Source organism: Bacillota bacterium (assembly GCA_013178415.1).
Classification (GTDB): Bacteria; Bacillota; SHA-98; order Ch115; family Ch115; genus Ch115.
In genome coordinates, this window is the sequence record JABLXA010000008.1 from 63866 (window position 1) to 89255 (window position 25390).

The 25390-nt window shown below is 50.4% G+C and carries 21 protein-coding genes; 11 read left to right on the forward strand and 10 right to left on the reverse strand.

Annotated elements, in window-relative coordinates:
- Window positions 1–14: 14 nt before the first annotated feature.
- Window positions 15–179: a hypothetical protein gene (locus tag HPY52_08415; protein NPV80287.1), complete on the reverse strand. Its 165-nt coding sequence runs from the start codon at window positions 177–179 to the stop codon at window positions 15–17.
- Window positions 180–362: 183 nt separating this feature from the next.
- On the opposite strand from HPY52_08415, the gene HPY52_08420 reads away from it, so the two are divergent.
- On the forward strand, window positions 363–854 hold the full coding sequence (locus tag HPY52_08420) for a helix-turn-helix transcriptional regulator (protein ID NPV80288.1): 492 nt from the start codon (window positions 363–365) through the stop codon (window positions 852–854).
- A gap of 357 nt (window positions 855–1211) precedes the next feature.
- On the opposite strand, the gene HPY52_08425 is transcribed toward HPY52_08420, so the two are convergent.
- Window positions 1212–1388 carry a hypothetical protein gene (locus HPY52_08425; protein ID NPV80289.1) on the reverse strand — a complete coding sequence of 59 codons (177 nt, stop codon included), beginning with the start codon at window positions 1386–1388 and terminating at the stop codon, window positions 1212–1214.
- A gap of 623 nt (window positions 1389–2011) precedes the next feature.
- On the opposite strand from HPY52_08425, the gene HPY52_08430 reads away from it, so the two are divergent.
- Complete coding sequence (locus HPY52_08430; protein ID NPV80290.1) at window positions 2012–5131, forward strand: DUF4981 domain-containing protein; 3120 nt, start codon at window positions 2012–2014, stop codon at window positions 5129–5131.
- A 361-nt stretch (window positions 5132–5492) separates the two neighbouring features.
- Here the strand turns inward: HPY52_08430 and HPY52_08435 are convergent, their stop codons facing one another.
- The 6 genes from HPY52_08435 to HPY52_08460 all read right to left on the reverse strand — a co-directional run bounded on the left by HPY52_08435 (window position 5493) and on the right by HPY52_08460 (window position 11857).
- Entirely contained in the window at window positions 5493–6494 is a 1002-nt protein-coding gene (locus HPY52_08435) for an L-glyceraldehyde 3-phosphate reductase (protein NPV80291.1), read from the reverse strand.
- Between the two features lie 169 nt (window positions 6495–6663).
- Window positions 6664–7281 carry a hypothetical protein gene (locus tag HPY52_08440; GenBank protein ID NPV80292.1) on the reverse strand — a complete coding sequence of 206 codons (618 nt, stop codon included), beginning with the start codon at window positions 7279–7281 and terminating at the stop codon, window positions 6664–6666.
- A 122-nt stretch (window positions 7282–7403) separates the two neighbouring features.
- Entirely contained in the window at window positions 7404–8270 is an 867-nt protein-coding gene (locus HPY52_08445) for a carbohydrate ABC transporter permease (GenBank protein NPV80293.1), read from the reverse strand.
- Window positions 8271–8290: 20 nt separating this feature from the next.
- Window positions 8291–9226, reverse strand: a complete 936-nt coding sequence (locus HPY52_08450) for a sugar ABC transporter permease (GenBank protein NPV80294.1) — start codon at window positions 9224–9226, stop codon at window positions 8291–8293.
- Between the two features lie 173 nt (window positions 9227–9399).
- Window positions 9400–10689: an ABC transporter substrate-binding protein gene (locus HPY52_08455; protein NPV80295.1), complete on the reverse strand. Its 1290-nt coding sequence runs from the start codon at window positions 10687–10689 to the stop codon at window positions 9400–9402.
- A gap of 127 nt (window positions 10690–10816) precedes the next feature.
- Complete coding sequence (locus HPY52_08460) at window positions 10817–11857, reverse strand: LacI family DNA-binding transcriptional regulator (GenBank protein ID NPV80296.1); 1041 nt, start codon at window positions 11855–11857, stop codon at window positions 10817–10819.
- Window positions 11858–12312: 455 nt separating this feature from the next.
- Here HPY52_08460 and HPY52_08465 point away from each other — a divergent pair, with 455 nt between their 5' ends.
- The 6 genes from HPY52_08465 to HPY52_08490 all read left to right on the forward strand — a co-directional run bounded on the left by HPY52_08465 (window position 12313) and on the right by HPY52_08490 (window position 18676).
- Window positions 12313–12960, forward strand: a complete 648-nt coding sequence (locus HPY52_08465) for a hypothetical protein (protein ID NPV80297.1) — start codon at window positions 12313–12315, stop codon at window positions 12958–12960.
- Window positions 12961–13498: 538 nt separating this feature from the next.
- Window positions 13499–14482: an ABC transporter permease gene (locus HPY52_08470; GenBank protein ID NPV80298.1), complete on the forward strand. Its 984-nt coding sequence runs from the start codon at window positions 13499–13501 to the stop codon at window positions 14480–14482.
- A gap of 10 nt (window positions 14483–14492) precedes the next feature.
- Window positions 14493–15674 carry an ABC transporter permease gene (locus HPY52_08475; GenBank protein NPV80299.1) on the forward strand — a complete coding sequence of 394 codons (1182 nt, stop codon included), beginning with the start codon at window positions 14493–14495 and terminating at the stop codon, window positions 15672–15674.
- 108 nt (window positions 15675–15782) lie between these two features.
- Window positions 15783–16805 carry an ABC transporter ATP-binding protein gene (locus HPY52_08480; protein ID NPV80300.1) on the forward strand — a complete coding sequence of 341 codons (1023 nt, stop codon included), beginning with the start codon at window positions 15783–15785 and terminating at the stop codon, window positions 16803–16805.
- Entirely contained in the window at window positions 16798–17832 is a 1035-nt protein-coding gene (locus HPY52_08485) for a dipeptide ABC transporter ATP-binding protein (GenBank protein NPV80301.1), read from the forward strand. Before HPY52_08480 ends, HPY52_08485 begins: the two co-directional genes overlap by 8 nt.
- A 97-nt stretch (window positions 17833–17929) precedes the next feature.
- Window positions 17930–18676 (forward strand): PIG-L family deacetylase, encoded by a 747-nt coding sequence (locus tag HPY52_08490; GenBank protein ID NPV80302.1) that lies wholly within the window; start codon window positions 17930–17932, stop codon window positions 18674–18676.
- Window positions 18677–18810: 134 nt separating this feature from the next.
- Here the strand turns inward: HPY52_08490 and HPY52_08495 are convergent, their stop codons facing one another.
- Window positions 18811–19848: a galactitol-1-phosphate 5-dehydrogenase gene (locus HPY52_08495; protein NPV80303.1), complete on the reverse strand. Its 1038-nt coding sequence runs from the start codon at window positions 19846–19848 to the stop codon at window positions 18811–18813.
- 12 nt (window positions 19849–19860) lie between these two features.
- Window positions 19861–21402: an FGGY-family carbohydrate kinase gene (locus HPY52_08500; protein NPV80304.1), complete on the reverse strand. Its 1542-nt coding sequence runs from the start codon at window positions 21400–21402 to the stop codon at window positions 19861–19863.
- A gap of 748 nt (window positions 21403–22150) precedes the next feature.
- Here HPY52_08500 and HPY52_08505 point away from each other — a divergent pair.
- The 3 genes from HPY52_08505 to HPY52_08515 all read left to right on the forward strand — a co-directional run bounded on the left by HPY52_08505 (window position 22151) and on the right by HPY52_08515 (window position 25333).
- The gene (locus HPY52_08505) at window positions 22151–23218 is read left to right on the forward strand and encodes a LacI family DNA-binding transcriptional regulator (GenBank protein ID NPV80305.1); all 1068 of its coding nucleotides are present in this window, start codon (window positions 22151–22153) and stop codon (window positions 23216–23218) included.
- A gap of 135 nt (window positions 23219–23353) precedes the next feature.
- Window positions 23354–24169, forward strand: coding sequence for a sugar phosphate isomerase/epimerase (locus HPY52_08510; GenBank protein ID NPV80306.1), 816 nt, complete (start codon window positions 23354–23356; stop codon window positions 24167–24169).
- A 210-nt stretch (window positions 24170–24379) separates the two neighbouring features.
- The gene (locus HPY52_08515) at window positions 24380–25333 is read left to right on the forward strand and encodes a hypothetical protein (GenBank protein ID NPV80307.1); all 954 of its coding nucleotides are present in this window, start codon (window positions 24380–24382) and stop codon (window positions 25331–25333) included.
- Window positions 25334–25390 lie beyond the last annotated feature (57 nt).

Sequence of the window (25390 nt, forward strand, 5' to 3'; positions counted from 1 at the left end):
CTGGAGTCTAATCGCTACCAGGTCCTCTCCAGTTCCATCAAGAGCATTCCAGGAAGCGGCGGGTTGATCTTGCTGACGCCAATGCCCATTCGTGTGAGGATAGTGAGCACTATATCTCTTTGATCGCTTTCGTGTTTTATCTCGGCATCATTCGCGGCGAGGAAGGCATATGGAGCCATCGAATGACTGAAACAAGCCTATCACTGCTTTATGCTCAGACGTTCCCACTGCATGAGACGAAGTACCCCCTTCTTTTGTTCCCAATGGTAGGGTGAGCATTGTCTGCTTGCAGATTGAGAATATATGGGCTCATCATTGTCTATTTGAGAATTATTGCCTCAATTTCCTTTTTCCCTTGTATTATGGGAATGGTGATCATGATGGATTTTGAACGCAGGTTGAGGGGTCTACTTGAGGAACGGGGCATGTCTCAGCAGGAATTTGCGCGTCAGATCCATGTGGCAGAATCTACTTTGTCTCAATATCTGACAGGCAGACGCAAACCGGCTATAGAGATAATCACGCAAATCGCTGATTTTTTCGAGGTATCTATAGATTATCTTGTTGGCAGGACAAGCCTTAGGAATTATTCAATATGGAAGACGCAACAAAAATGGGGGAAGTCCCTGGCCAAGGCCATGGAGGAGGCCAGCCCTGAATACCGCGAAAAAGTTCCGGATTATTTTCCTGTCATTGAGGATGCATTGAATAACGAGATAGATCCTGATATACTCCAAATTCTTCTTAATGCTTATATCGATGCCAGAGAGCTTGATACAGCCCATTTCAGCGCGGCTAGTTCTGACAAATGCAAGGATGACGAGTATATCGGTGATGAATATGTAGACGACTAGTAATCCGTTTCATGACATCGTGTAGAGCATCCTATCGGCGATAGACCTGCCATAAAATCGAAGTCGGTCGGGCGCACAGGCGCCGAGACTTACATGAGCTTGCGAAACGCAATACAGGGTGCCTTGAGATTTCCATTACTCGGCGGCGCACAAAGAATGGGCATATATACGTAACAAGGGCCTTGAAAAGACCCTCTCTGGCAGAGTAGCATCAGTCATCATAAACGGGCATTGGGCTCCCGGGTCCCAGCCGCGTTCAATGCCTCCCTGTCCATGTATGTGAGAGTATACTCGATGACCTGCTTTAGCCACGGTAGAGGTGAGATTGGCCCTGGCGGACCAGCCACCGGAGAATAATCATAACCCATCAATAGCGGCCTTTCTCCTTGTCTCGTCGGTCATAAGTATTGCGTGGGCAACCTCTGGATCGAATCTCCTATTTACGATAAGGGGAACGAGAGTTGTGCCATTCGCTCGAGCGAACTCAATCACATCCTTCTCATGTTGACCCGCGATGCTACAATCTGAGTCCATGCCATATCAGCAGGGACTGATGTCTGTTATGACATCGGGGTGATCGAAGTAAGACTTTCTGCATATCTATCCAACTGGCTGTGCGCAATTCTAAATATCTCTCATATCTCATGGGCAAATAACTTCTTTGTAATCCATAATAGGAAGTTACTGGCAATATAGGAGCCATGCTCTTAATGTTATGATGACCTAGAGAACACTAGTGGCAGAACCGGATAGTTTAAACCATCAATACTATCCCGACCGGATAGTGCTAACTATTTAGGGTAACCCCTAGCTTGACTGGCGTATGATCTCATGGTAAGATTTAGTTAATTGATGTAACTGAGGATGCTTTTCCAGTTTCCAGGGTAGGCCCTCATGCCGCCTTTCGGGCATCACCATCGAAGGATGAAAGCGGCAATCGGATATTTTCAAAGTGGTGCGAAGGTAACGGAGACTTGGGTATTTCATTTTCCTAAATTCTGTTCAGGAGGGATGGAACCATACAAGCTCCTTACAGGGATGGCCCCAGGGGGAGCCTGGCCGCAAGGCGAATCCCCCTTATTTACGAAAGGAGGGAATAGGAAGGGCGCTTTCGTATACTGCCGCTAAAACGGCGTAGCTTCCGGCGCCATCTTTCTGTGAGCAACATACAGCTTGTCCAAAATGATTGGGAGAACCCACAGGTGCTTTCGCGTAATCGCGAACCTGCCCATGCGACGTCGATCCCATATGCGGATGCGGCGACCGCCTTGGCTGGCGAAAGGAGCGCTTCTCCATATTTCAAGCTTCTGAATGGTGAATGGCAGTTTTATTATGCGAATTCCCCTGATGCGGTTCCCGGAGGATTTCAAGAAGAGACATATGACGCAAGTTCATGGGTGAGTCTTCCGGTCCCTAGCAACTGGCAGATGCACGGTTACGGGCGGCCGAATTACACCAACGTGGCTTACCCTTATCCAGTGGATCCGCCTTATGTCCCGGACGAAAACCCAGTTGGCTTATACCGGCGAAGTTTCGCCATTCCTGCCGCCTGGAAAGATCGCCAGGTGTTTCTTGTCTTTGAGGGAGTAGACTCGGCTTTCTATGTTTGGGTGAACGGTCACATGGTGGGATACAGCCAGGGAAGCCATCTTCCATCAGAGTTCAACATCACGCCATATATTCGCCAGGGTGAGAACCTCCTGGTAGTCCAGGTCTACCAGTGGTCAGATGGGAGTTACCTGGAGGATCAGGATATGTGGCGACTTAGCGGCATTTTCCGGGACGTGTATCTTTTTTCGACCCCCGGTGTGCATGTGCGCGACATCAGAGTCCGCACGACCTTCGATACCCAGTATCGAGATGCGACTCTATGTTTAAATATGACGTTTAGGAATTATACACAGGCTGATGCCGCGGGTCATAAGGTTGAGGCCCGTCTCGTTGATGCCACAGGCCGGGTTGTTTTCACTAGATCCATGGAATTACCTCCCCTGGCTGCGGGAGCAGAGATCACACTAGAATCGGATGAGGCGGTCGCCCAACCTCGAAAGTGGTCGGCAGAGGATCCTGCACTTTATACTTTGCTTCTCATTCTGCAGGATAGAGACGGCAAGGTCCTGGAAGTGCAAAGATCCCGCGTTGGTTTCCGCCAGGTGGAGATCAAGAGTGGCAGGCTTCTTCTGAATGGCACGCCGATCACCATCAAGGGCGTAAACCGGCATGAATTCCATCCGGATCTCGGTCATGTGGTCCCTCTTGACTGGATGCATAAGGATATCGTTCTCATGAAACAGCACAACATCAATGCTGTAAGAACATCCCATTATACAGATGACCCCAGATGGTTGGATCTTTGTGATGAGTATGGTCTTTATGTGATCGACGAGGCGGATCTTGAGGCACATGGCTTTGCCAAGGTGGGCAATTTGAGCCAGCTTGCATGTGATCCTGCATGGAAAGATGCCTTTGTAGACCGCGCAGAGCGAATGGTGGAACGCGATAAGAATCACCCCTCAGTTATCATCTGGTCCCTAGGGAATGAGTCAGGCTATGGGCCAAATCATGACGCCATGGCTTCCTGGATCCGTGAGGCTGACCCAACCCGTCCGATTCATTATGAACAGGCCGGGGAGGCAGAGGTAGTTGATATCGTCAGTGTCATGTACCCTACAGTATCTTCGCTCACCATCCAGGGTGAGAGGACAGATGATCCTCGCCCATTCTTCATGTGTGAATATGCTCATGCCATGGGCAATGGACCGGGCAACTTGAAGGAATACTGGGAGACCATCTATAAATACCCGCGCCTTTTGGGTGGATGTGTATGGGAGTGGGCAGACCACGGCATTCGGCAGAGGACTCCGTCTGGGGAAGAATGGTTTGCCTATGGAGGAGATTTCGGGGATGAGCCCAATGACGGCAATTTCTGCATCGATGGCCTCGTCTTTCCCGATCGCGTTCCACACCCTGGCCTATTGGAATACAAAAAGGTGATAGAACCTGTTCAGGCGGAACCTGTGGATTTACAGTCAGGGACGATTAGGCTTCGAAATCGCTACGATTTTCTGACCCTTTCCCACCTGGAGTGTAGCTGGACGCTTTCGCAGGATGGGCGGATCTTGGAGGAGGGCAGGCTTCCCCTTCCGGAGGTCAAGCCGGGTGGCGAGAGTATAGTAAGGATTCCTTATGTGCTGCCGGCAGGGCAGTCGGGAAGCGAGTACTGGCTCAATATCAGCTTCACTCTAGCCCATGGGACACGATGGGCTCCGCGGGGCCATGAGGTGGCCTGGGCGCAGTTCCAGCTCCCGGTGGCAACTCCGCCGCGGCCGCGGGCGCAGGTGGCCGATATGCCGTCACTCTTCGTGCAGGAAACAGCAGATGAGATCATCCTGCGGGGAGAGGAATTCCGTATCCATTTTGATAAACACCGGGGTGATATGACCACTTGGGAATATCAAGGGTTATCACTTCTTGGTCGAGGCCCCAGGGTCAACATTTGGCGGGCGCCCACCGACAATGACGTGCATATGGCCCGGGAATGGCGCAAGGCGGGTCTCGACAAGCTCGTCCCTCGCGTGCATAACATTGAATTCCGGGCTCCTCAGCCTAAGGTAGCCCAGGTCCGGGTAGATATGGCGCTGGCTGCTTACAGCATAGCGCCCGGTTTCCAGGCGACTCTAATCTATACGGTCTATGGTTCGGGTGATGTTGTGATTGAATCACATATCGTCCCCCGGGAAGGTCTTCCACCATTGCCAAGGCTCGGTCTCCAGATGATATTGCCCGGGAAATATGATCGTTTTGCCTGGTATGGCAGGGGCCCTCACGATAGTTATATCGATCGTAAGGAAAGCGCTCGGGTCGGGGTTTACGCGGGCTCGGTGCAGGATCAATATGTGCCATACATCAAGCCACAGGAAAACGGGAATAAATCGGATGTTCGCTGGGCAGCTGTGACTGATATTCTGGGGATGGGCCTTTTGGTGGTAGGAATGCCGCTCATTAATGTGAGCGTTCATCATTACACTCCTGAGGATTTCACTAAAGCCAAGCATACCTATGAGCTTGCGCGACGAAATGAGACGATCCTCAACCTCGATTATCAGCAAGGAGGGCTCGGCAGCAATAGCTGCGGTCCCGGGCCGCTCCCCCAGTATCTCCTGGATGCTAAAGAGACTAGGTTTGCCGTGCGGCTTTGTCCTTGTACCGAGGCGGTCCAGGCAGCTGACCGGCTGAGCAGGTTGGAGTTGGAATCCATCAGCTGGGATAAGCCGTAGCCTGCGCCGGTGAGAACTCAATAGGGCGAATTGGATGGGGAAACGGGGCATGGATACTCCTCTCGGCGGACGCAGCGTAGCCGGGGATGGTAGCACATATAGGTATTAATGTCAATTCAAATTACCTCTATATGAGCCAAAATGTCACTTATATATGACACCATATGTAAATATGTTCAAAGTTCCGGAATGATGTGGATAAATAAGACGCGCCGGGCCATGAATCCCTTTTTCATGTTCCGGCGCCCAATTCAATGGATTACTGACCTTTGAGTCTTCCAGGTTAGTCTTTATATCAGCCTGACCGGCACACCATTTAGGTATGAAAATGTCAACGGTCTATTCTCCAATAATTAGATTATTAGTTCGATGAGCCCGGGCAAAGCGTGATCTTATCGATCTCATCGAGTTCTTCTTGGGTGAAGCTGGGGTTTGAGAGCGCAGCGACATTTTCCTCAATTTGCGAGACTCTTGATGCTCCCACGAGCACACTTGTGATCTGGGGAAGCCGCAGGGCCCACGCAAGAGCCATTTGCGCGAGGGTCTGGCCACGTCTCTTGGCGATCTCATTTAGTGCCCTTACCTTTGCGAGATTTTCCTCGGTAACGATCGCCTTCGCGCGTTTTTCTCCCCACACAGCCGCGGCCCTTGAATCGGCAGGTATGGTTCCGTTTAGATACTTATTGGTCAGAAGTCCCGCAGCAAGAGGGACAAATACTATAACCCCGGTACCTCTGCGTTCCGTGTGATCCAGGAGATCCCATTCGATCTTTCGATTGAGAAGGTTGTAGGCTGGCTGGTGAATGGTGATTCTGGTAAGGCCTTCCCGATCAACAACCTCACATGCATGTTCGAAATGGGCCCCGGAGAAGCTGCTTACGCCTATATACAGCGCCTTTCCCTGACGGACAATCAAATCTAGGGCCTCCATAGTCTCCTCGAGCGGAGTCACAGGGTCGGGCCTATGGGCATAGTATATGTCCACATAATCAAGGCCCAGCCTTTTTAGAGATTGGTCAAGGCTCGCGACCAGATATTTCTTTGAGAGCCATTCCCCATATGGACCTGGCCACATCCGCCAACCAGCCTTTGTGGAGATGATCAGCTCATCCCTGGGCATGGTCTTAAGGATCTTTCCGACTATGAGTTCCGCATTTCCTGGGGGAACGCCATAATTGTTGGCCAGGTCGAAGTGGGTGATGCCCAGGTCAAATGCCCTGTAAAGACATTCCCTCGCCACATCTTCTCCTTTATAACTTCCGAAAGTCTCATATGCCCCCAGCGAGATAGCCGGAAGCATGAGCCCGGATCGGCCACACCGTCGATATTGCATCGAATCATATCGGGCTGGTGAAAATTCCATCCTATGTCCACCTCTATTTACTATGCAAATCCATGAATCCTAATAACTCCCAGGCCAAACGCCGGAGGAATCGGAAAGAGCCGGCAGGCGCATTGCTGCGTCCGATGAGAGGATCATCCGTCCCCATCTCTGCCCCCGGCGAGACAGACCGCGTCCAATTGTCGCCAATCTAGAGTTTCTTGTAATATCCATGCACCGCCGCCACCCAGCGTCGAGCAAATTCCATTGATACTTCCGTATGGATATTCGTAGGAATGAATTTGCCCTGTGATCTCGCCTGGATCATTATTTGAACAAATTCGCCATCATCTGGTTGGGATAGGGGTACCGGGCGGATCCAAAGAGGCATTGGGACCTGCGTATTCAAATATATGTGGGCTTGCCCATAGGTTTTGGTCACATAATACAGGGCTCCCAGCACTTCTCGGGCGGGATATTCCACCTCATCAACAGTAGCCCACCATCCCTCTTCCATGTACTGGAGCCATTCCGCGCGGAATTGGCAGTTCCTGAGTTCCTCCGCTTCGAGATAGATAGCCTCCTGGCCCTCCGCATTCTCGTTAGTATGGGGCCGAAGATATCCCAGGCTTATTTCCTTGAAGCCAGCAAGTTGCTCTCTCACTTTTCGTGGGACCACATCCAGATAGAGCCCTACTGTATGGTCTTCGCTCAGTGCTTCTATAGGGGACTTGACCCCTGGTTCTATTTCATCTATCACTGAAAACTTGTGAGCCATGAGTGGCTCGAGCGCATTGCCCGCTTCCTGCAGTCTCATCTCTTTATTCAACTTATCTCATCCTTTCCCTTCTTGATCTTCGGTTATTTCGATTATATAGACATTGGTCCAAGAGAAAATCCATTGAGTTCTGGGCGCTCCTCGCATCGGCATTGGTCTGAGGCCGCGGCCTTTTATCCCTTGATCCCCGTGAGCGTGATACCCTGGATAAATGTCCGCTGCACCAGGAAGAAAAGCAAGATCACGGGCGCTACCACCACCGTAGACGCCGCCATGAGCATCTGCCATTCAGCGCCGAACTGTGTGCGAAACTCCTGGAGCCCCAGGGATATGGTATATTGCGCTGGCTCACTCAGATATATCAATGGCGCAAGGAAGTCCTGGTATGCTGCAAGGAATGTAAAAAGCGTCACAGTAGCCAGCGCCGGTTTGGCAAGCGGGAGTATGATTCTCGCGTATATGTCAAACTCGGTACATCCGTCAATCCACGCCGAATCTGATAGTTCCTGGGGTATAGATAGGAAGAATTGACGGAGCAAGAACACATAGAATGCATTCCCGAAAAACGCAGGCACTATCAGCGGCAGATTCGTCCCCACCCAGTCGAGCCGTTTGAATACTACAAATAAGGGGATCATTGTTACTTGATAGGGAAGCATCATGGTGCTGAGGTATGCATAGAATAGCAGGTCCCGGCCTTTCCATTTGATTCTCGAAAAACTGTAGGCCCCCAGCGAACATGAGAATAGAGTCCCGATTACCGTCAAGGCGCAGATGACAAGGGTATTCTTATAGTAGTGGAAGAATGGGATGTAATTAAGGGCCCCCGGATAGTTTGTCCACTGCGGAGGTTTGGGAATCCACTGCGGCGGCCAGACGAATACCTGGGTATCAGGTTTTAGTGATGTAGACACCATCCATAGGAATGGGAGTATGAAAGAGATTCCGCCCAGAATGCAGATTATATGCGCTAAGCTGGTAGATATGGCCCGAAGTCGCCGTTTTGAAACTAGGAATGAGGTTCGTTTTGATGTTGCCATTTCTCTCCTATGCCTCCCTGTTACATGCCTCTGTAATACACCCAGCTGGAGGTCCTGAACAGTAAAACTGTGCAAAGCAGAATGAGTATATAAAGAATCCAGGCTTGAGCGCTCGCATATCCCATCTTAAAAAACATGAAAGCGTTCTGATATAGATAGGTAGCATAGAACATCGTGGATTCAGCTGGGCCTCCCAGCTGTCCGGCGCCTGCATATGTCATAATATAGGCTTCAGTAAAATATTGGAAATAACCAATCAGCCCCATGATCAGGTTAAAGAATATTACCGGACTCACCATAGGTAGGGTTATGTGTACTGTCCTGGCCAGTGATTTTGCCCCATCAATTTCAGCTGCCTCATAGAGTTCTTTAGGAACGTCCTGAAGACCAGCGAGATAAATCAGGATGGCGTTCCCGCCTCTCCATAGCCCCATAAGTATCAGAGAAGGTTTGCTCCAGGCGGGGTCAGAAAGCCATCCAGGCCCGATGATTCCAAGTTTATATAGGATTGAATTCAAAAGCCCATACTGAGGATTCAATATCCAGAGCCAGAGCATGGCAGTTGCCACGGCGGGCGTGATCGACGGCAGATAAAACAGGGTCCGGTATACAGCAAGGAATTTGATCTTGGTATTGAGAAGCAAAGCGATGGCGAAATTTATGATCATTCCAAGTGGTAGAGCGATAAGCACCATATATAGGGTATTTTGAATAGACCGCGCGAATATCGCATCCTTGGTCAATAGAGTTGCATAATTACGCATCCCTATAAAAGCAGGATGCCGGATCGCGTCATAATTCGTTAGACTGTAATAGAGAGACATGGCCACTGGGTATATAACGAATAACGCCAACCCTATGATTATTGGGAAGGCGAACAGGACCCCATTGCGGAAATTGCGTTTCTCTGATGCGGTCAAATATGAGAGTCTCATTGGAGAAGCCACCCCGTCCATATCAAGTGTTAGGGGGCATCGCTGCCCCCACTCTATCGCTGCTGAACGAGAGGAGCGCCACCATATCTCTTCCATAGGGAGGAGGGATATTGTATTCCCTTCTCTGGAATGGTAGAGATCTCCGTCAAGATGGTGGAGATCTTCGCTCCTCCGCTCGATAAATAGCACAGAGTTTATTTCTTTGAAGCGTAGAATTGGTCAAGTTCCCCCTGGACAAGTTTCGTCAGGTCATCTAATGCCTGCTTAGCTGTTTTCTGTCCCTGACGCACATAATCTACAGCTTTTGCCATCTCTGCATAGTAAGTGTCTGCGACAGGAATCCTGATGGGACCATAGGCATTTTCTCCTGCCAACAGGTCGATTCCCATCTTGAACCGAGGATCTTTAGTGAATTTGTCCATGTATGCCACTTTCTTTCGTGGCGAGATGTTCTGAAGCGCATAGCAGAACCGTTCTGACGCCTCCGGGCCTGTTATATATTTGATAAATTCCCATGCCTCATCAGGATATTTCGAGCCTTTGGGTATCACAAACATACTTCCTTCGAAGATAGTGACGTTCTTGCGGCCTCCAGCTGGCGGTGGCGCCGGGAAGAAAGCGAAGTCCAGTTTCGGAGCGTAGCGCCTTGCTTCACTGATCTGCCATTCGCCTGCATCTACCATTACCTGCTTGCCGACAAAGAATGGGTTGTTAGGACTTTGCCTCGCGCCAAAGCCCGCCTGGAACGCCTGGAGCTTGCGGATATCATATCTCTTGGCGAAGCTTCCGAGCCATTCTAGTGCAGAAACGATATGAGGATCATTTGCCGTTACACGGTGCTTGGCCTCGTCATAGAAGTTCCCACCAAACACGAGTCCCCAGTGGTATAGCGAGGAAGGTAGATAACCGATGCGTTCTATGTAGCCTCGCTTGTCGATCTTTGTGGTCTTATCTATAGCCTTATTTAATTCATCCAGCGTACGTGGAGGTTCGTTAGGATCCAGACCCACTTCTCGGAATATCCCCTTGTTATATGCAATCATCGTAGAGTTAGTGGTCGCAGCCATACCATAGATGTGCCCCTCAAAATCAAAGGAACGCCACAGTCCGGGCATGAAGTCGTTGGGATCTATTTTATCCCGCTTGATATATTGATCGAGCGGTAGAAGGGCGTCTCTAGCTGCAAAGGGAGCTATCTGGCTGGTCCAAACGCAAGAAGCCACTTCGGGTGGGTCGCCACCAGCGACAGCGGTGAGGAATTTGTCGTATTGCCCCCACACATTGGTCATGCGTACTTCAATGTTCGGATGGGTGGCATTGAAATCGTCGATTATCTTTTGTAGTTCTTTCGCCTCAAATCCTGTCCAGCCGGTCCAATAGCGTACGATTCTTTTCTCTGCGGCCGATGTTCCAAGAGTCGCAACCAGCAGAAACGCGGCGATTATGAGGACGACCATACCACACCGATTAATACGTTTCATCATTGATCAATTCCCTCTCTTTCCAACACAATCTACAGTCGGTTGTGTAACTGGGGTAAGTGTGTCGCACAAAAAGAACTGATAGAGAACGACATTTTATCACGAATTCCGGCTTGATCTGGGACTTCCCTCATCTCCTTTCAGACGCTTTTTGATCTATAACCGGCGCACATGACTCGCGCAAGGCCAACCCGCATGTGAGTAGCTTGCTTTTTACCTGTTTTCCTTCTATTCGGTTGATGAGCATATTTACCGCAAGCTCCCCTTGCATTCCCTTGGGCTGGGACACTGCGCTAAGTTTGGGGCGCAGGTATTCCGCGTAGGGCATATCATCAAAGCCCATGATGCTGACATCCCTCGGACAGTTAAATCCCGCGTCCTGTACAGCCTGCATGGCCCCCCAGGCCACACTGTCACAGTAAAAGAGAGCTGCAAAGGGCAGTTCTACAAGCTGTTTTTTGAGTATGAATGTCATTGTGTCATAGCCTGATTCCCATCCATGACATGGCTGGAATACGTATTTTTCGTTGTACCCGATGCCGAGCTGCTCCAAGGCATCCCTGTAACCCATTAGTCTAAGTTCAGAGTCAACTGCGCCCTTGGGGCCAGCTAGGTGCACAATGCGGGTGAATCCGAGATCAGCGAAATAGCGGACAGCGGTCGCGGCAGCCTGTCTGGAATCAACCATCACGTAGGGAATTTCGTCGATCTCCAGGCGGTTTGTTACGAAAACTACAGGAATTCCGGACTTTTCTAATCGTATGTACGGTTCGGGGTCGGATCTCCAGCCTGGGACAGCGATGACTCCTGTGACGCGCAATTCCGCCATTTTCCCCAGGCATTCGCGTTCACGTTCAGGATCACCATTCGTTGTGTAGGTGACTATTCCATGGCCATATTCCCCCGCAGTATCCTCAATGGCCTGAATGATATCTCCAAAGAAAGATTGATTGAGTGATAACGCTACAATGCCTATCAATCTGGGGCTGGTCTTTTCCTGAGAACTCTGGAGAGGATCTAGGGTATAACCGAGGGTTTTCATGGCGCGCATTACCTTGGCCCGTGTTACGTCAGAGACAGGATAATTGCTATTATTGAGTACTCTCGAAACAGTGCTCCTGGATACACCGGCGAGTTCGGCTATGGCGCTTACTGTCACTTTGCTCGACACATTCAATTGCCCCTTTTTTCTTGCTTGAGGACTCTATAGTATGGACTTGATGGTATAATATGCTCTTTTTCTTTAAAAGCGTATAGAAAAGTTTTCTACACAGAAGTCTTAGATTATACAATACACTGACCGCATAATGCTTTTGTCGAGTTGATACTATCATGGATGTGTGATGATGTCAATATAGTAAGGAGCGGAATTAGAACAATCACTGAACTGAAGTGATTTAAAATGTGGTCGGTATTAGAATCATTGTAGGCACAGATGTATAGAAATTACGTTCTTACACGCAGTGATAATTGGAATCGAATTATTAAAGCCTCCGCGGAAGGGATTTCTGAGTCCATATGGTAATCTCATATGAAGGGTACACACGCCGATGCTACCGCAGCAATATCATCGGAAGGCAGGTAGCGGGCCATTCATTTTCGGAGAGAGGCTGGTGTATATAGACAATGCTTGAGGAATTTGCAAATAAGTACCGGATGGTCGACCTTTCTGTCTTATTGGTCCCTGGCCATGAGGAGAGGCGTCTTGAAATCAGGAAGGGATTGATTCCCCATGACAGGACTGTGATGCATGAAATAGACACTATGAGCCATATCGGGACTCATATCGAGGCGCCGCTTCATTTCTATGAAGACGGGAAAGATGTAACCGAGCTACCTCTTTGGGCATATATGGGGAATGCAGTGCTTCTAGATGTTAGATTTGACGGGCCTGGCGGCAAAATCGATCCCCCTCTTCTTGAACGCGAGGTAGGGCCGCTTCTGCGGCCAGGATATATTGTGATCATCAGAAACACAGGGAAGGGATTCAAGGATGGAGATGAGAAACCGTCGCTCACCATCGAAGCTGCAAGTTGGCTGGCTGATAGGAAAATCAAGATGCTGGGTTTTGATCCCGCTATCACCATCGGGACCACTGTGGACGAAATCCGGACCATCCATGATATTCTCATGAAACATGATATTACATTCCTGGAGGTGCTTGCTAATCTTCATGAACTGAAGAAGCGAGAGTTCTATCTATTGGCGCTTCCCTGGAATGTCAAGGGGCTCGACAGCTCTCCTGTTAGGGCCATTGCCCTTGAGCTCATTTAAGCTTTTCTTTAATGAGACCCCCTGTAGAGACTGGTTTTGAGGAGTTTTCTGCTTTCAGGAAGGCTCGTTAAGAGAAAGGGGGCCTCTGCTCCCCCTTTCATGAACTATGGCGGGCTAAACCAGAACGTAAGCCATTAGCTGAGTATGTGTGGTATGGGCGCGCTCATCTTCTATCCATAGGTATTCATCATAATTTATAGCTACAGCCTGCAAAAAGGAGGAATCCTTGTATTTGATGTCGAATCTTTTTTATCAAAATAAAGTCTATTGGATCCCTATCTATTTGAAATTAGCGCCCTGCCGTGCGGTGATCCTTTGTGGAGATCCTCGGAGTAATGGCTGATTTTGGCATATTATGGAATTAATAATCTGATTTCGGCATAGGAGGGAAAAAGGATTCTATGATGAAAAAATAAGTATGGGAGGCTTTAGAAACTCTTTTGTGACTGGCTTTTGGCCAATAAGGAGGAGGCCAAATCTATCCTTTGGCTAGGCACGATAAGAGATAACAAAATATCCGCACAAGGAGGGTGATATCTTGCTAGGGTATATTGCTAGACGTATTCTCTATGCTATTCCTACCATCATACTTGTATCAATAGTCTCCTTCATAATTATCCAGCTGCCTCCTGGCGACTACCTCACGTCATATATAGCTCAGCTGAGCCAGTCAGGCGTGACGGTAGACGAGGCTACGATAGCGTCCCTCACGAAGCGCTATGGCCTCGACCAACCCATATACGTCCAGTATTTCAAATGGGTATGGGGGATGCTGCATGGAGACTTTGGCCAGTCTTTTGAATGGAATAGGCCAGTGAGTTCCCTCATTTGGGAGAGACTTGCCCTCACCTTCGTCGTGTCTCTTTTCACCATGTTGTTCACCTGGGTTGTATCGTTCCCGGTGGGCGTCTATTCGGCGACTCACCAATATTCAATAGGCGACTACATTGTAACCTTCCTTGGATTCATCGGAATTGCCACCCCAAACTTCATGTTAGCCCTCGTCCTCATGTGGATAGCCTATGCTTATTTCGGCCAGAGTGTAGGCGGGCTTTTCTCTCCTGCGTTTGTGGAGGCGCCGTGGAGTATGGCGAAGTTCGTGGACATGCTGAGGCACTTATGGATACCGGTGATTGTCATCGGTTTGGGTGGCACAGCTGGGCTCATAAGGACTTTGAGGGCCAACCTGCTCGATGAGCTCAGCAGGCCTTACGTGGTCACGGCCAGAGCAAAAGGAGTGCCAGAGGGGAGGCTTCTTTACAAGTATCCTGTCAGAATCGCCCTGATACCCTTTATCAGCACTGTTGGCTGGTCGCTTCCCGGGCTCATATCAGGTGAAACCATAACTGCAGTGGTGCTCAGCTTGCCTACCACAGGACCTTTGCTTTTGAGAGCCCTTCAAAGCCAGGATATGTATCTGGCCGGCAGCTTCATCATGTTGCTCAGCATTCTGACGATCATAGGCACTCTCGTGTCTGATATATTGCTTGCCTGGCTGGATCCTAGAATAAGGTACGAGTAGGGGGATGGCTATGTCATCAGAGGATAAGCGGGAAAACAACAATAAACCGGTCGCGAACAATAATGGCGTAATTCCTGAGATAACGGAAGAGGAAGCCCCAGCTGGTGATGAAAGGATATACGTTGCTTCCCAATGGCAGCTCACATGGTGGAAGTTCAGGCGACATCGTTTAGCTATTGTAAGTGGGATTGTGCTCATCATAATATATCTCCTTGCGGCTTTTTGTGAATTCCTCTCTCCCTATGACCCAAACGTCTATGACGTCAAGTACACCTATGCCCCGCCTCAGAGGATCCGCTTCATCGATAAAGACGGCAGGTTCCATATGAGGCCCTTCGTCTACGGGTATAAGCGGGAAATCGATTTGGAGACCCTGAGACGAAAGTATGTTCCTGATCCTGATAAGGTATATCCCATATACTTCTTTGTCAAAGGGGCACCATATAAGTTTTGGGGGATTTGGGAGAGCGACCTTCATCTCTTTGGAGTCAAGGAAGGCACCATCTTCCTTTTGGGCGCTGATCGAATGGGGCGGGATATGTTCTCTCGGATTCTTTATGGGGCGAGGATCTCTACCACGATCGGGCTTGTGGGGGTGCTGATGAGCTTTGTGCTGGGGATCATAATCGGGGGATTCTCAGGCTACTATGGTGGAACCTTTGATGTTATAACCCAGCGTGTCATCGAGTTTCTCAGGAGTATACCAACTATTCCTCTATGGATGGCATTGAGCGCAGCGCTTCCTCCTCACTGGCCTCCACTTCGAGTGTATTTCGGTATCACCGTCATTCTTTCCCTTATTGGATGGACTCACCTTGCAAGAGTAGTGAGGAGCCGGTTCCTCTCACTGAGGGAGGAAGACTTCGTAATGGCGGCCAGGCTCGTCGGAGCCAGTGAATTCAGGATAATAACCAGGCATATGGTCCCGTCATTCATGAGCTACATCATAGCATCGATCACTCTTTCCATCCCGGGAATGATCCTGGGTGAGACAAGTCTAAGCTTCCTGGGGCTCGGACTCCGCCCGCCAACGATAAGTTGGGGCGTTCTCCTGCAGGAGGCCCAGAACGTGAGAACAGTCGCTTTGACCCCGTGGCTTCTGCTCCCAGGCCTGATGGTGGTAATCACGGTGCTGGCATTCAATTTCCTAGGCGATGGGCTCCGGGATGCGGCAGATCCTTATGCCAGGTAGTCCTCCATGCCGACTCGACCGGCGCCATCGGGGATCGAGACATGAAGATGGCAACCGGCTACTTTTAGAGAGGAAGACTGACTGCTATATGAGGTGGCGGTGGATATTATGGGTAATAATGATATTCTGCTAGAGGTGAACGGCCTCAAGACATATTTCTTCTATGATGAGGGCACGGTAAGAGCCCTGGATGGTGTTAGCTTTGAACTCGGGAAGAACAAGACCCTGGGAGTGGTTGGGGAGAGCGGGTGCGGCAAGAGTGTCACCGCCCAGTCTATCCTGAGGATCTTAGGGCCAAGAGGGAAGATCGTGGAGGGGAATATCATCCTGCACAGAGGCGAGGAAGAGGGCGGGGATTTGGACCTCACCACACTGGATCCAACAGGTCCTGAGATAAGGCGGATCCGGGGCAAGGAGATAGCTATGATCTTCCAGGAGCCGATGACCTCCCTTAGCCCTGTTTACACTATAGGGAATCAGATAATAGAGGCTATACTTCTCCACCAGGATGTGGATCAAAAGCAGGCACGCAAGCAGGCCATAGAGATGCTGGCTCGTGTTGGGATACCGAGGCCTGAGCAGAGGATAGATGAGTATCCCTATCAGTTGAGTGGTGGGATGAGGCAGAGGGCGATGATAGCCATGGCCTTGTCATGCCACCCCAAGCTTTTGATAGCTGATGAGCCCACAACGGCCCTGGATGTCACGATCCAGGCGCAGATACTGGATCTGATGCGGGACCTGCAGAGAGAGTTTGGGATGTCCATAATGATGATCACCCATAACCTCGGGGTTATAGCCGAGATGGCAGAAGATGTGGTGGTCATGTATCTTGGAAGGATAGTTGAGAGCACATCAGTTGATGATCTATTCCATAACCCGATGCATCCATACACAAAGGCTCTGTTGAAGTCAATCCCCAAGGTGGGGAGAAAGAGCAGGGAGAGGCTGGAGTCCATAAAGGGAGTAGTCCCTGATGCCTATAACATACCCCCGGGATGCTCGTTCCATCCGAGGTGCCCTCAGTTTAAGAGGGGAGTATGTGACAAAGAGATCCCGAAGCTGGTGGAGGTTGCCCCCGGGCACCGGGTAAGCTGCCTTTTATATGGCGAGGTGGAGAAAGATGCGTAAGAATATACTCCTGGAAGTGAAGGATCTGAAGAAGCATTTCCCCATACGTAAGGGGATATGGAGGCATGTGGTGGGGTATGTGAAGGCAGTAGATGATGTGAGCTTCAGGATCCCGGAAGGGGAGACACTGGGGCTCGTGGGAGAGAGCGGGTGTGGCAAGACCACCACAGGGAGATGCATCCTCCGGGCCATAGATCCAACCAGCGGGCAGATCCTGTTCAGGAAGAACGGGGAAATGGTGGATGTGGCGAGTCTGGACCATAAGGAACTCAGGAGCCTACGCAAGGATATGCAGCTCATATTCCAGGACCCATACTCCTCTCTAAATCCAAGGATGACTGTAAAGGATATCATTGGTGAACCTTTGCTGGTGAACAACGTGGCAAAGGGCAAGGAGCTGGAGGACAGGGTTGCGCAGCTCATGAGGCAGGTAGGGCTCAGGCCTGAGTATATGAGGAGATACCCGCATGCCTTCAGCGGAGGGCAGAGGCAGAGGATAGGTATAGCGAGGGCACTTGCGTTAAACCCGAGGCTTGTAGTCTGTGATGAGTCAGTGTCAGCCCTCGATGTATCTATCCAGGCTCAGATATTGAACCTTCTCCAGGACCTGCAGGCAGAGATGCACCTCACCTATCTCTTCATAGCCCATGACCTGAGCGTAGTGGAACACATAAGCGACAGGGTGGCAGTGATGTATGTGGGGAAGGTAGTAGAGGTGGCGGATACAGAAGAGCTCTTTGCGAACCCGAAGCATCCATATACTGAGGCTCTGCTTTCAGCGGTGCCGAAGCCAGATCCGAGGTTCAAGACAGAGAGGATCCTGTTGAGGGGAGAGGTAGCTGATCCAGCGAATCCTCCAAGCGGGTGCTATTTCCATCCCAGGTGCAACTATGCCCAAGAGATATGCAGCAAGGAGGCGCCAAAGCTGAGGAACATCTACGGCGAGGATGACAAAGAGCATATCGTGGCCTGTCATTTCGCAGAGAAACTTGAACTCAGGGGAATTGCGGTGGCGCAAGGAGCGTGAAGAGGATAGACGTGTCGGGGAGTGGTTGCTCCTCTCGGCGGACGCAGCGTAGTCGGGGACGGTGAGTATGTCATCCAAATCTGAAATCTTCCGGCCAATGGTTCAGATACCGAAGATCGAGGAATGCCAGCGGATCTTATGTGTCCAGCCGCATCCGGATGATACCGACATCGGCGCGGGCGCCACCATTGCAAAGCTGGTTCGCCTGGGAGCCGAGGTCATATATCTGACGGTGACGGACGATTCCGCCGGAACTCAGGACCCTGCCCTTGGGCTGGATAAGCTCGCCGCGATCAGAAGGCAGGAACAGGAAGCGGCCGCCCGCGAGCTGGGGGTCAAGGAAGTGCGGTGGCTTGGATATCCAGATGCCGGTGATTATTCATCTTATTCGGTTCGCCTCGACATTATCCGCGCCATACGAGAGCTTCGTCCCGACCTTCTGATGACAGTAGATCCGTATCTTCCATACGAATCTCATCCTGATCACCTGATTTGCGGACAAGCTGCTGCAGCTGCCGTGCTGCTCTACAATTTCGTCAATATCAAGAGCGACCCGGCTATCGACGTCTCATTCAGACCCTATCCAATTCGCGGCATAGCATACTATCATACGGCCTACCCCAACACATACGTTGAAGTGAGTCAGAGGGACTGGGATAGGAAGTTTGCGGCTATTGCCTGTCACAAGAGCCAGGTAGATGAGGCGACCATGGAGAGATTCAGCATATATTTTGATCTGAAGGCCAGAGAATATGGCGCCAAGGCTGGCTGTGAGAGGGCAGAAGCATTTAAGGTACTTGCTCCGATTATGCTACACTGTGTGGTTGATGCGATCCATATTTGAGCCTGGCGTTCAAGGACTGATGAACGCCAGGCCGACGTCCATGGGATCGGCGCTCGCGGAGTTGACGCCCGTAGAAGAGCGCTCCAAAATCCCTGCTAAAGGGGATACGATGGCGGCACTTGTTCTTGGCATTTTCACGGTTTCAGCAGAATCTTCCCCTTTACTTTCCCCGACATCAGATCCTCAAAGGCTTTGGAGATTTGCCCAAGGGGGACGATTCTATCTATTAACCTATCGCAACCGAGGCGTCCTTTCTGAAAATAATAGACCGCTAATTCCCATTCCTTACCCGGGAAGGGGGCCGAGTATGACATCCAGGAGCCGCGAATAGTGAGTTCTTTTCTGTTTATATTCTCAAATTCCCTGAGGGTGAACGAGATATTTCCTGAGGGCGTCCCGATGAACATTACCTTACCCTTGTTGGAGGCAATCTCGATGCTGAATTTCTCCGTGGATGCTACCCCCGCCGCCTCTACCACAAGCTCAAAGCCCCGGCCATTGGTCTCTTGCTTGACGATTTCTTGAAATCCCTCATCTCGCGTGTTCAGGCATACATCCGCTCCATATTCCTCCGCCATTTTCAACCTGGTATCATCGATATCAAAGGCGAAAATGCGTTTAGCTCCCAAGATTCTCGCGCATTGGAGGACGAGCAACCCGATCGTTCCCATTCCCATGATCGCTACGTCTGAGCCACCACGGAAGTCAATGCCAAATAGGCCATGAAACGCTACAGTGGCAGGCTCAAAGAACGCGCCCTGTTCATATGATACTCCCTCGGGAAGTTTGACTGCATTGATACCTGGGAGTTTCACATATTCAGCCCAGCTCCCAAAAACCCTGGAGCCTATAAATGTATAGTGCTTGCATTGGGCGTAATTTCCCTGCACGCAGTCCACGCACCTGTGACAGGGAATGAGAGGAGCGCCGGCGACACGATCCCCCACTGATATACCCCTTACCTGTTTCCCCACCTCCGCAACCTCTCCCGAGAATTCATGACCCAGCACGATTGGGTAATAGTGGGCCGCATTCCCCAATACGCGCGGTACATCGGATCCGCAGATTCCGGTAGCTTTCACATTCACCAGGATCTCATCGTCATTGATTTGGGGCACCTCTATCTCTTCGTAGCGAATATCTCTTTGACCATGCAATACTGCAGCTTTCATCATCAATCCCCTTCAGCGTTCGACTTGCATACTTAATTCGTGGAGAAGGTCGAAACAATCTCGCAGCCTATTGTATAGTTCGATGTATAGTTCATAATACCTCTGGTAGATGCGGTGATTCGACTCATCAGGAATATGGGTCCGCTGGATATGCACTGTTCGATTCACAGCTTCCTCGAAATTCTTATAAACCCCCACACCTATCCCGGCTAACATGGCAGCCCCAAGGGTGGTGGCATGATCAGAAGAGGGTACGTGAGTAGGTCTTCCAGTGATATCGGCTTTGATCTGAGTCCATACCCGGCTGTTGGAAGCCCCTCCTACGCTAACGAGTTCGCTGGCATGAGCCTTTACCTCTTCCGCAGTGTCGAGGTTATGGAGGAGTGAATAGCCCACTCCCTCCATGATGGAGCGGATGATGTGAGCCTCTGTCTTATCGTAGGAAAGCCCAAAGAAGACCCCTCGGGCTTTGTTATTCCATATTGGGGATCGTTCTCCGGCCATGTAGGGGAGAAAGATGAGTCCATCGCTCCCTGGTCTGATTTGGCTCGCCTCCTCGCTCATGACCTCAAATGGGCTGATCCCGCGCTCTTTGGCCACCTGCCGGGCCCCGGCCCCCAGGTGTTCATCGAACCACTTGAGCGTTCCCGCGCCCCCCACCGTGCCTCCTTGGAGAAGCCATTGACCCGGGAGCACATGATAGCCTAGGATGAGTTTATGGTGGATCAGGGGCTGGTCAACCTGGATGCTCATGCCGCCAGCCTGGCCTCCCTGCTCTTGAGTCTGACCGGGTCTGATAACTCCTGCGCCCAAGGTGCAACAAGCCGCGTCGAGTCCCCCTGCCACTACCGGCGTTCCCTCACATAGGCCCGTTTCTCCTGCGGCCTGGCGGGTGACGCCTCCTACCACCTCGTGGCAATGATAAATTGGCGCGACCTTCTCCAGGGAAAGGTCCAATTCATCAGCCATCTCTTCATCCCAGGCACCTTTCGAGATATTGAAGAAATGAAACCCATATCCCTGTGAGTAGTCTTGAGAATACATCCCTGTAAGTTTGAAAACTATAAAGGCGTTGCTCTGCAGGAATTTATGAGCCCTGTTATATACCTCAGGCTCATTTTCCTTGAGCCACAGCATCTTGGGAACAATATATGCAGGGTCCACCGGGTTACCGTTTAGGTTGATAAGCCTGTCTTCCCCTGATTTGTCTTTCATCCACTGAGCTTGCTCGGTCGCCCTCCTGTCGAGCCAGATCATGACATTATGAAGAGGGGTTCCCCTCTCATCGACGGGGAGGCAGGACCAGCTCTGGCCCGCCACCCCAACAGCGGCGATCTCGTCAGGGCGGATTGCATGGTCCCGCATCATCGCTTGGATAGCATCACAGGCAGCATGCCACCATTCCCCGGCATCTTGCTCCACATAGCCAAAGTGGGGATAATATGTCTTGTAATTCATTGTAACTGTGCCAGCAATCTGACCCTCAAGGCCAAACGCGGCTACCTTGCAACCTGAGGTCCCAATATCTATCCCCAAGAGTAGTCTCCTGCTCATGACCTTCCCCTTCTTGTGTCCAGTCATCATTGACTCACATGCACTTTTCTACGATCTCCATAAGGTCCTTTTTGGAAGCTAATTTGGGATGCCCTTTTAGATCTGGCTGGAAGCTATTATATACCAGATCACAGAAATTTTCGATCTGTCCCCGCTTCAAGCCATAACCACCGAAGCCGGCATCGACTCCTATACGGTTGAAAAGGCCGGTAAGGATAGATGGGAGCCTAGAGGCCTTTTCCGCAAACTCGTCGCCATCGGTCTAGGGCGACCGAAAACTCATCACCAGCAGTTTGAAGTAGCCAAGGGCTCGCCACCCATTTTAGAGATCTGGCTAAAAGTTTTTACCCGCGCTTTGGGGCGGCGAGGAAATATCCACCCGCTCCGGAGACCTGGTCAAGATACCGCCAGGTACTCGAGGGCCCGCTCCCTTTGAGAAATCACGCATGCCTATATGATAGACTCATCTTCAGAATTAGGCATGGCACGAGATGTCTACAGAAAAATCTTTCTCGCTAAGCAGGAATTTATGAGTATGGGTTGAAGTATATAGATAACGTCCGGAACCGGTTTCGAATAAACCTTAATCCGAGTCCAAGTCTGAATCCAAATTTGATCCTGATCCTGATCCTGATCCTGATCCTGATCCTGACTCTGACTCTGACTCTGGTTCTGATGTTAATCTCGATTTTAATTCTGACGTGGTGTGATAGGGTCTGATCCGGTCCGGTGGTGGATCGATGAGGGTATGAATATAAACGATATCGCGAGGCTTGCCAACGTCTCAAAAGCTACAGTATCGCGCGCTTTAAATCATAGGAAAGATGTGAGTGAGGAGACCAGGGAGCGTATCCTCCGGATTGTCAACGAAGTGGGGTATAGCCGGAACTTCGTGGCGAGGGGGCTCGCGACCAAGAGGCTTCAAAGCATAGGGCTTGTGATTCCCAGGTCCGCGAGATTCATTTTCGGAAACCCTTATTTCAGTGAGCTTATTCAGGGAATAGGGGAGGTTGTTGATGTCCGGGGGTATCACCTGGTGCTGAGCACTTCTCCTGATAAGTCAGTCTATCTCCGACTTTTCAGCGAGAAGCGGGTAGATGGCTTAATACTCCTGGGCAGCGGGATCAGGGAGTCTGATTTTGAGAAGATAAACTCGATGCTTGGGCATGATTTCCCTGTGGTTTTGATAAATAGGAGAAGTCGGAAGTTCAGGTGTCCTGCTGTGACAGTAGATGATACTGATGGCGTCTTCCAGGCGATTGGGCATCTGTATGAACTTGGTCACAGGAGTATCGCCACCATCGCAGGTCCTCCGGAATCGATTCATGGTGGCGAGAGACTGGAGGCCTACCGTCGGGCGCTTGAAGATTATGGACTAGCAGTTGATGAACGCCTCGTGGTTCTGAGTGATGATACGGAGAACGGCGGATATAAGGCCGCAAAGGAACTCTCTTCTCGCGGGGTGGAGTTTACCGCCATTTTCGCGGCAAACGATCTAATGGCCCTTGGAGCCATGGGGTATTTTCAGGATTCAGGTATGAGGATCCCTGATGATGTGTCTATCGTAGGATTTGACGACATACACCTTGCCTCGCTTGTGAGGCCCTCCCTTACGACGATAAAGCAATCCATCAGGGAGGTGGGCGAGACAGCCGCCCGTCTTCTCCTGGATATTCTTGAAAGAAAAGATGGGACGTTGCGAGCGGGTGAGGTTAAGCTTCCTACAGAACTCAAGGTGAGACAGAGTTCTGGGCCTCCACGCAAAGTAGTAGCAGTAAAAGATATGCAGGGCGGCCTAGGCGTCTGGATGGAATGAGAGTGAGATTTGGCCGATGGTGAGAGTATCGCATAGCATCTTATACTAAAAATGGAACGTCGCTGCAAGTTACGGAACCGGTTACGGGGATCTATGCTCATTATCTATGGACATCATGGTAAGGGAGGGATTTTTGTGAGGCTTGGGCTATTGACAAATTGCTTCAGAGGGAGGAGCCTCCTTGAAATCGCGGACTGGGCGCACGCCAATGGCTTCTCCGCATTGGAGGTAGGCCCCCATATCCAATTGGATGCGGATGTTTTCCGTAAGGCGCAGGAGAAGATTGAAATATGCGCTTTAATCTATTGCAGGAATTTCTTTGATTCAGACCCGGCGGTAGCTGAAGGACATGTCAAAAACCTCAAGGCGCGGATAGAATTTGCCATTAAGCTCAATATACCGTTAATTGTGACTTCGACGGGCATAGTTGAGGGCGCGGGATATGAGGGAAGCATTGATAGGGTAGTCGGGTTCTTTGAGGAGATGGTTGAGCTGATAGGTGACAGCCCTCTCCGCATTGCATTCGAAAATTGCCCTGCGATGGGGAATATAGCCATATCCCCATATATGTGGTCGAAGCTTTTCGAGAAACTACCCCCTGAGAAGTTCGGTCTTGCATATGATCCTTCACATCTGGTATGGCAGCTCATAGATCCATACAGGCATATAGAGGAGGTTAAAGATAGGATTTTCCATGTGCATGCCAAGGATACACAGGTCCGGCGGAATATTCTTGAGAATGCCGGTATTCTCATGCATCGTCTATGGTGGAAACATAGGCTCCCCGGCCTTGGGGATATAGACTGGGATCGGATGATAGAGACGCTCAGAAGGGCTGGATATGATGGGATTGTAAGCGTAGAACACGAGGATCCTGAATGGGAAGGTAGTTATGAGAAGGTGGAAAGGGGGCTTTTGATGACTCATGAGCATCTGGCCAGACTTGTCTGAGTATTGGCCTCTGCATATTCATGATGAATGGACAAATTCCGATCCCCATAATTTGGTATATTGTCGTTTAGGAGAATTGAGAGATAAGAGGAGCATGGATTTTGAGATGCCCTCAGTTTCGCTACACGTGACAGGAGGTAGATCTCATTGAAGAGTTGCTGCAATCATAAAGTCAATAATATCGGGTCTTGTCCCCTGGCGAGGAAGTGGATGGGGATCGCTCCTCTATTTGATCCGGAGAAGGGCGTAACTGTGCTAGAGCCGCTTGGGACCGGGAGCGGTTACTGGGTTGGGGCTCCGGGCGTGATCTATGATGACGAGAAGAACAGGTTCTATCTGTATTACAGGTTGAGGATACCAAAACCAGGCCGGGGTATCGAATGCCGAGTCGCTGAAAGTGAAGATGGGCTGCACTTCACGGACATCTGGAGCGCAAAAAAAGAGCAATTCCCCACAAGTTCCATGGAAAGGGCAAGCCTAACCAAGTGTCTCGATGGCCTTTACAGATTATATGTGAGCTATGTAGATCCTATCGATAACAAGTGGCGGACTGACATGATGGAAGCGAAATCTCCTTCAGAGTTTGATATTTCGTCCCGGAAGAAAGTCTTCACCGCCTCTGATGTGGGGGCCGAAGGCGTCAAAGATCCATATGTGGTCATAATCGGAAGGTTATACTACATGTTCCTCAGTTATGCCCCGACGCCTACGGGGATAGACGAGAATCTGCGGCAGGAGATGCACGCAACGGCTGATGTTTACAACACAGGCCTTACAAGATCGCACTCCGCGCTTGCAATAAGCTCCGACGGTGTCAACTTCAAATGGCTGGGGGATGTCATGTCTCCGGGTTCCTCAGGATGGGATAGCTATGCAACGAGAATATGTTCCGTGGTCTACATCCCCCCTGTTTTCACGGTCTTTTACGATGGCAGCGCTGATGTCTCGGAAAACTATGAGGAGCGCACCGGCCTTGCGATTTCATGGGATCTCAGGCGCTTCGAGAAGATCACAGGCAATGGCCCAATCCTGGTGTCCCCCCACGCACGCGGCACTTTGAGATATATGGATGTGATCCAGTTCGAAGATGAGATCTTCTACTATTACGAATATGCAAGGGGGGATGGGTCGCACGAGCTGAGATTGAATAGGGTAAGCGTTTAGGTAGCCTGAATGTAGGTTCGAGATTGTGGGTCCATAGGAGTCAGGTCAAAATCTCAA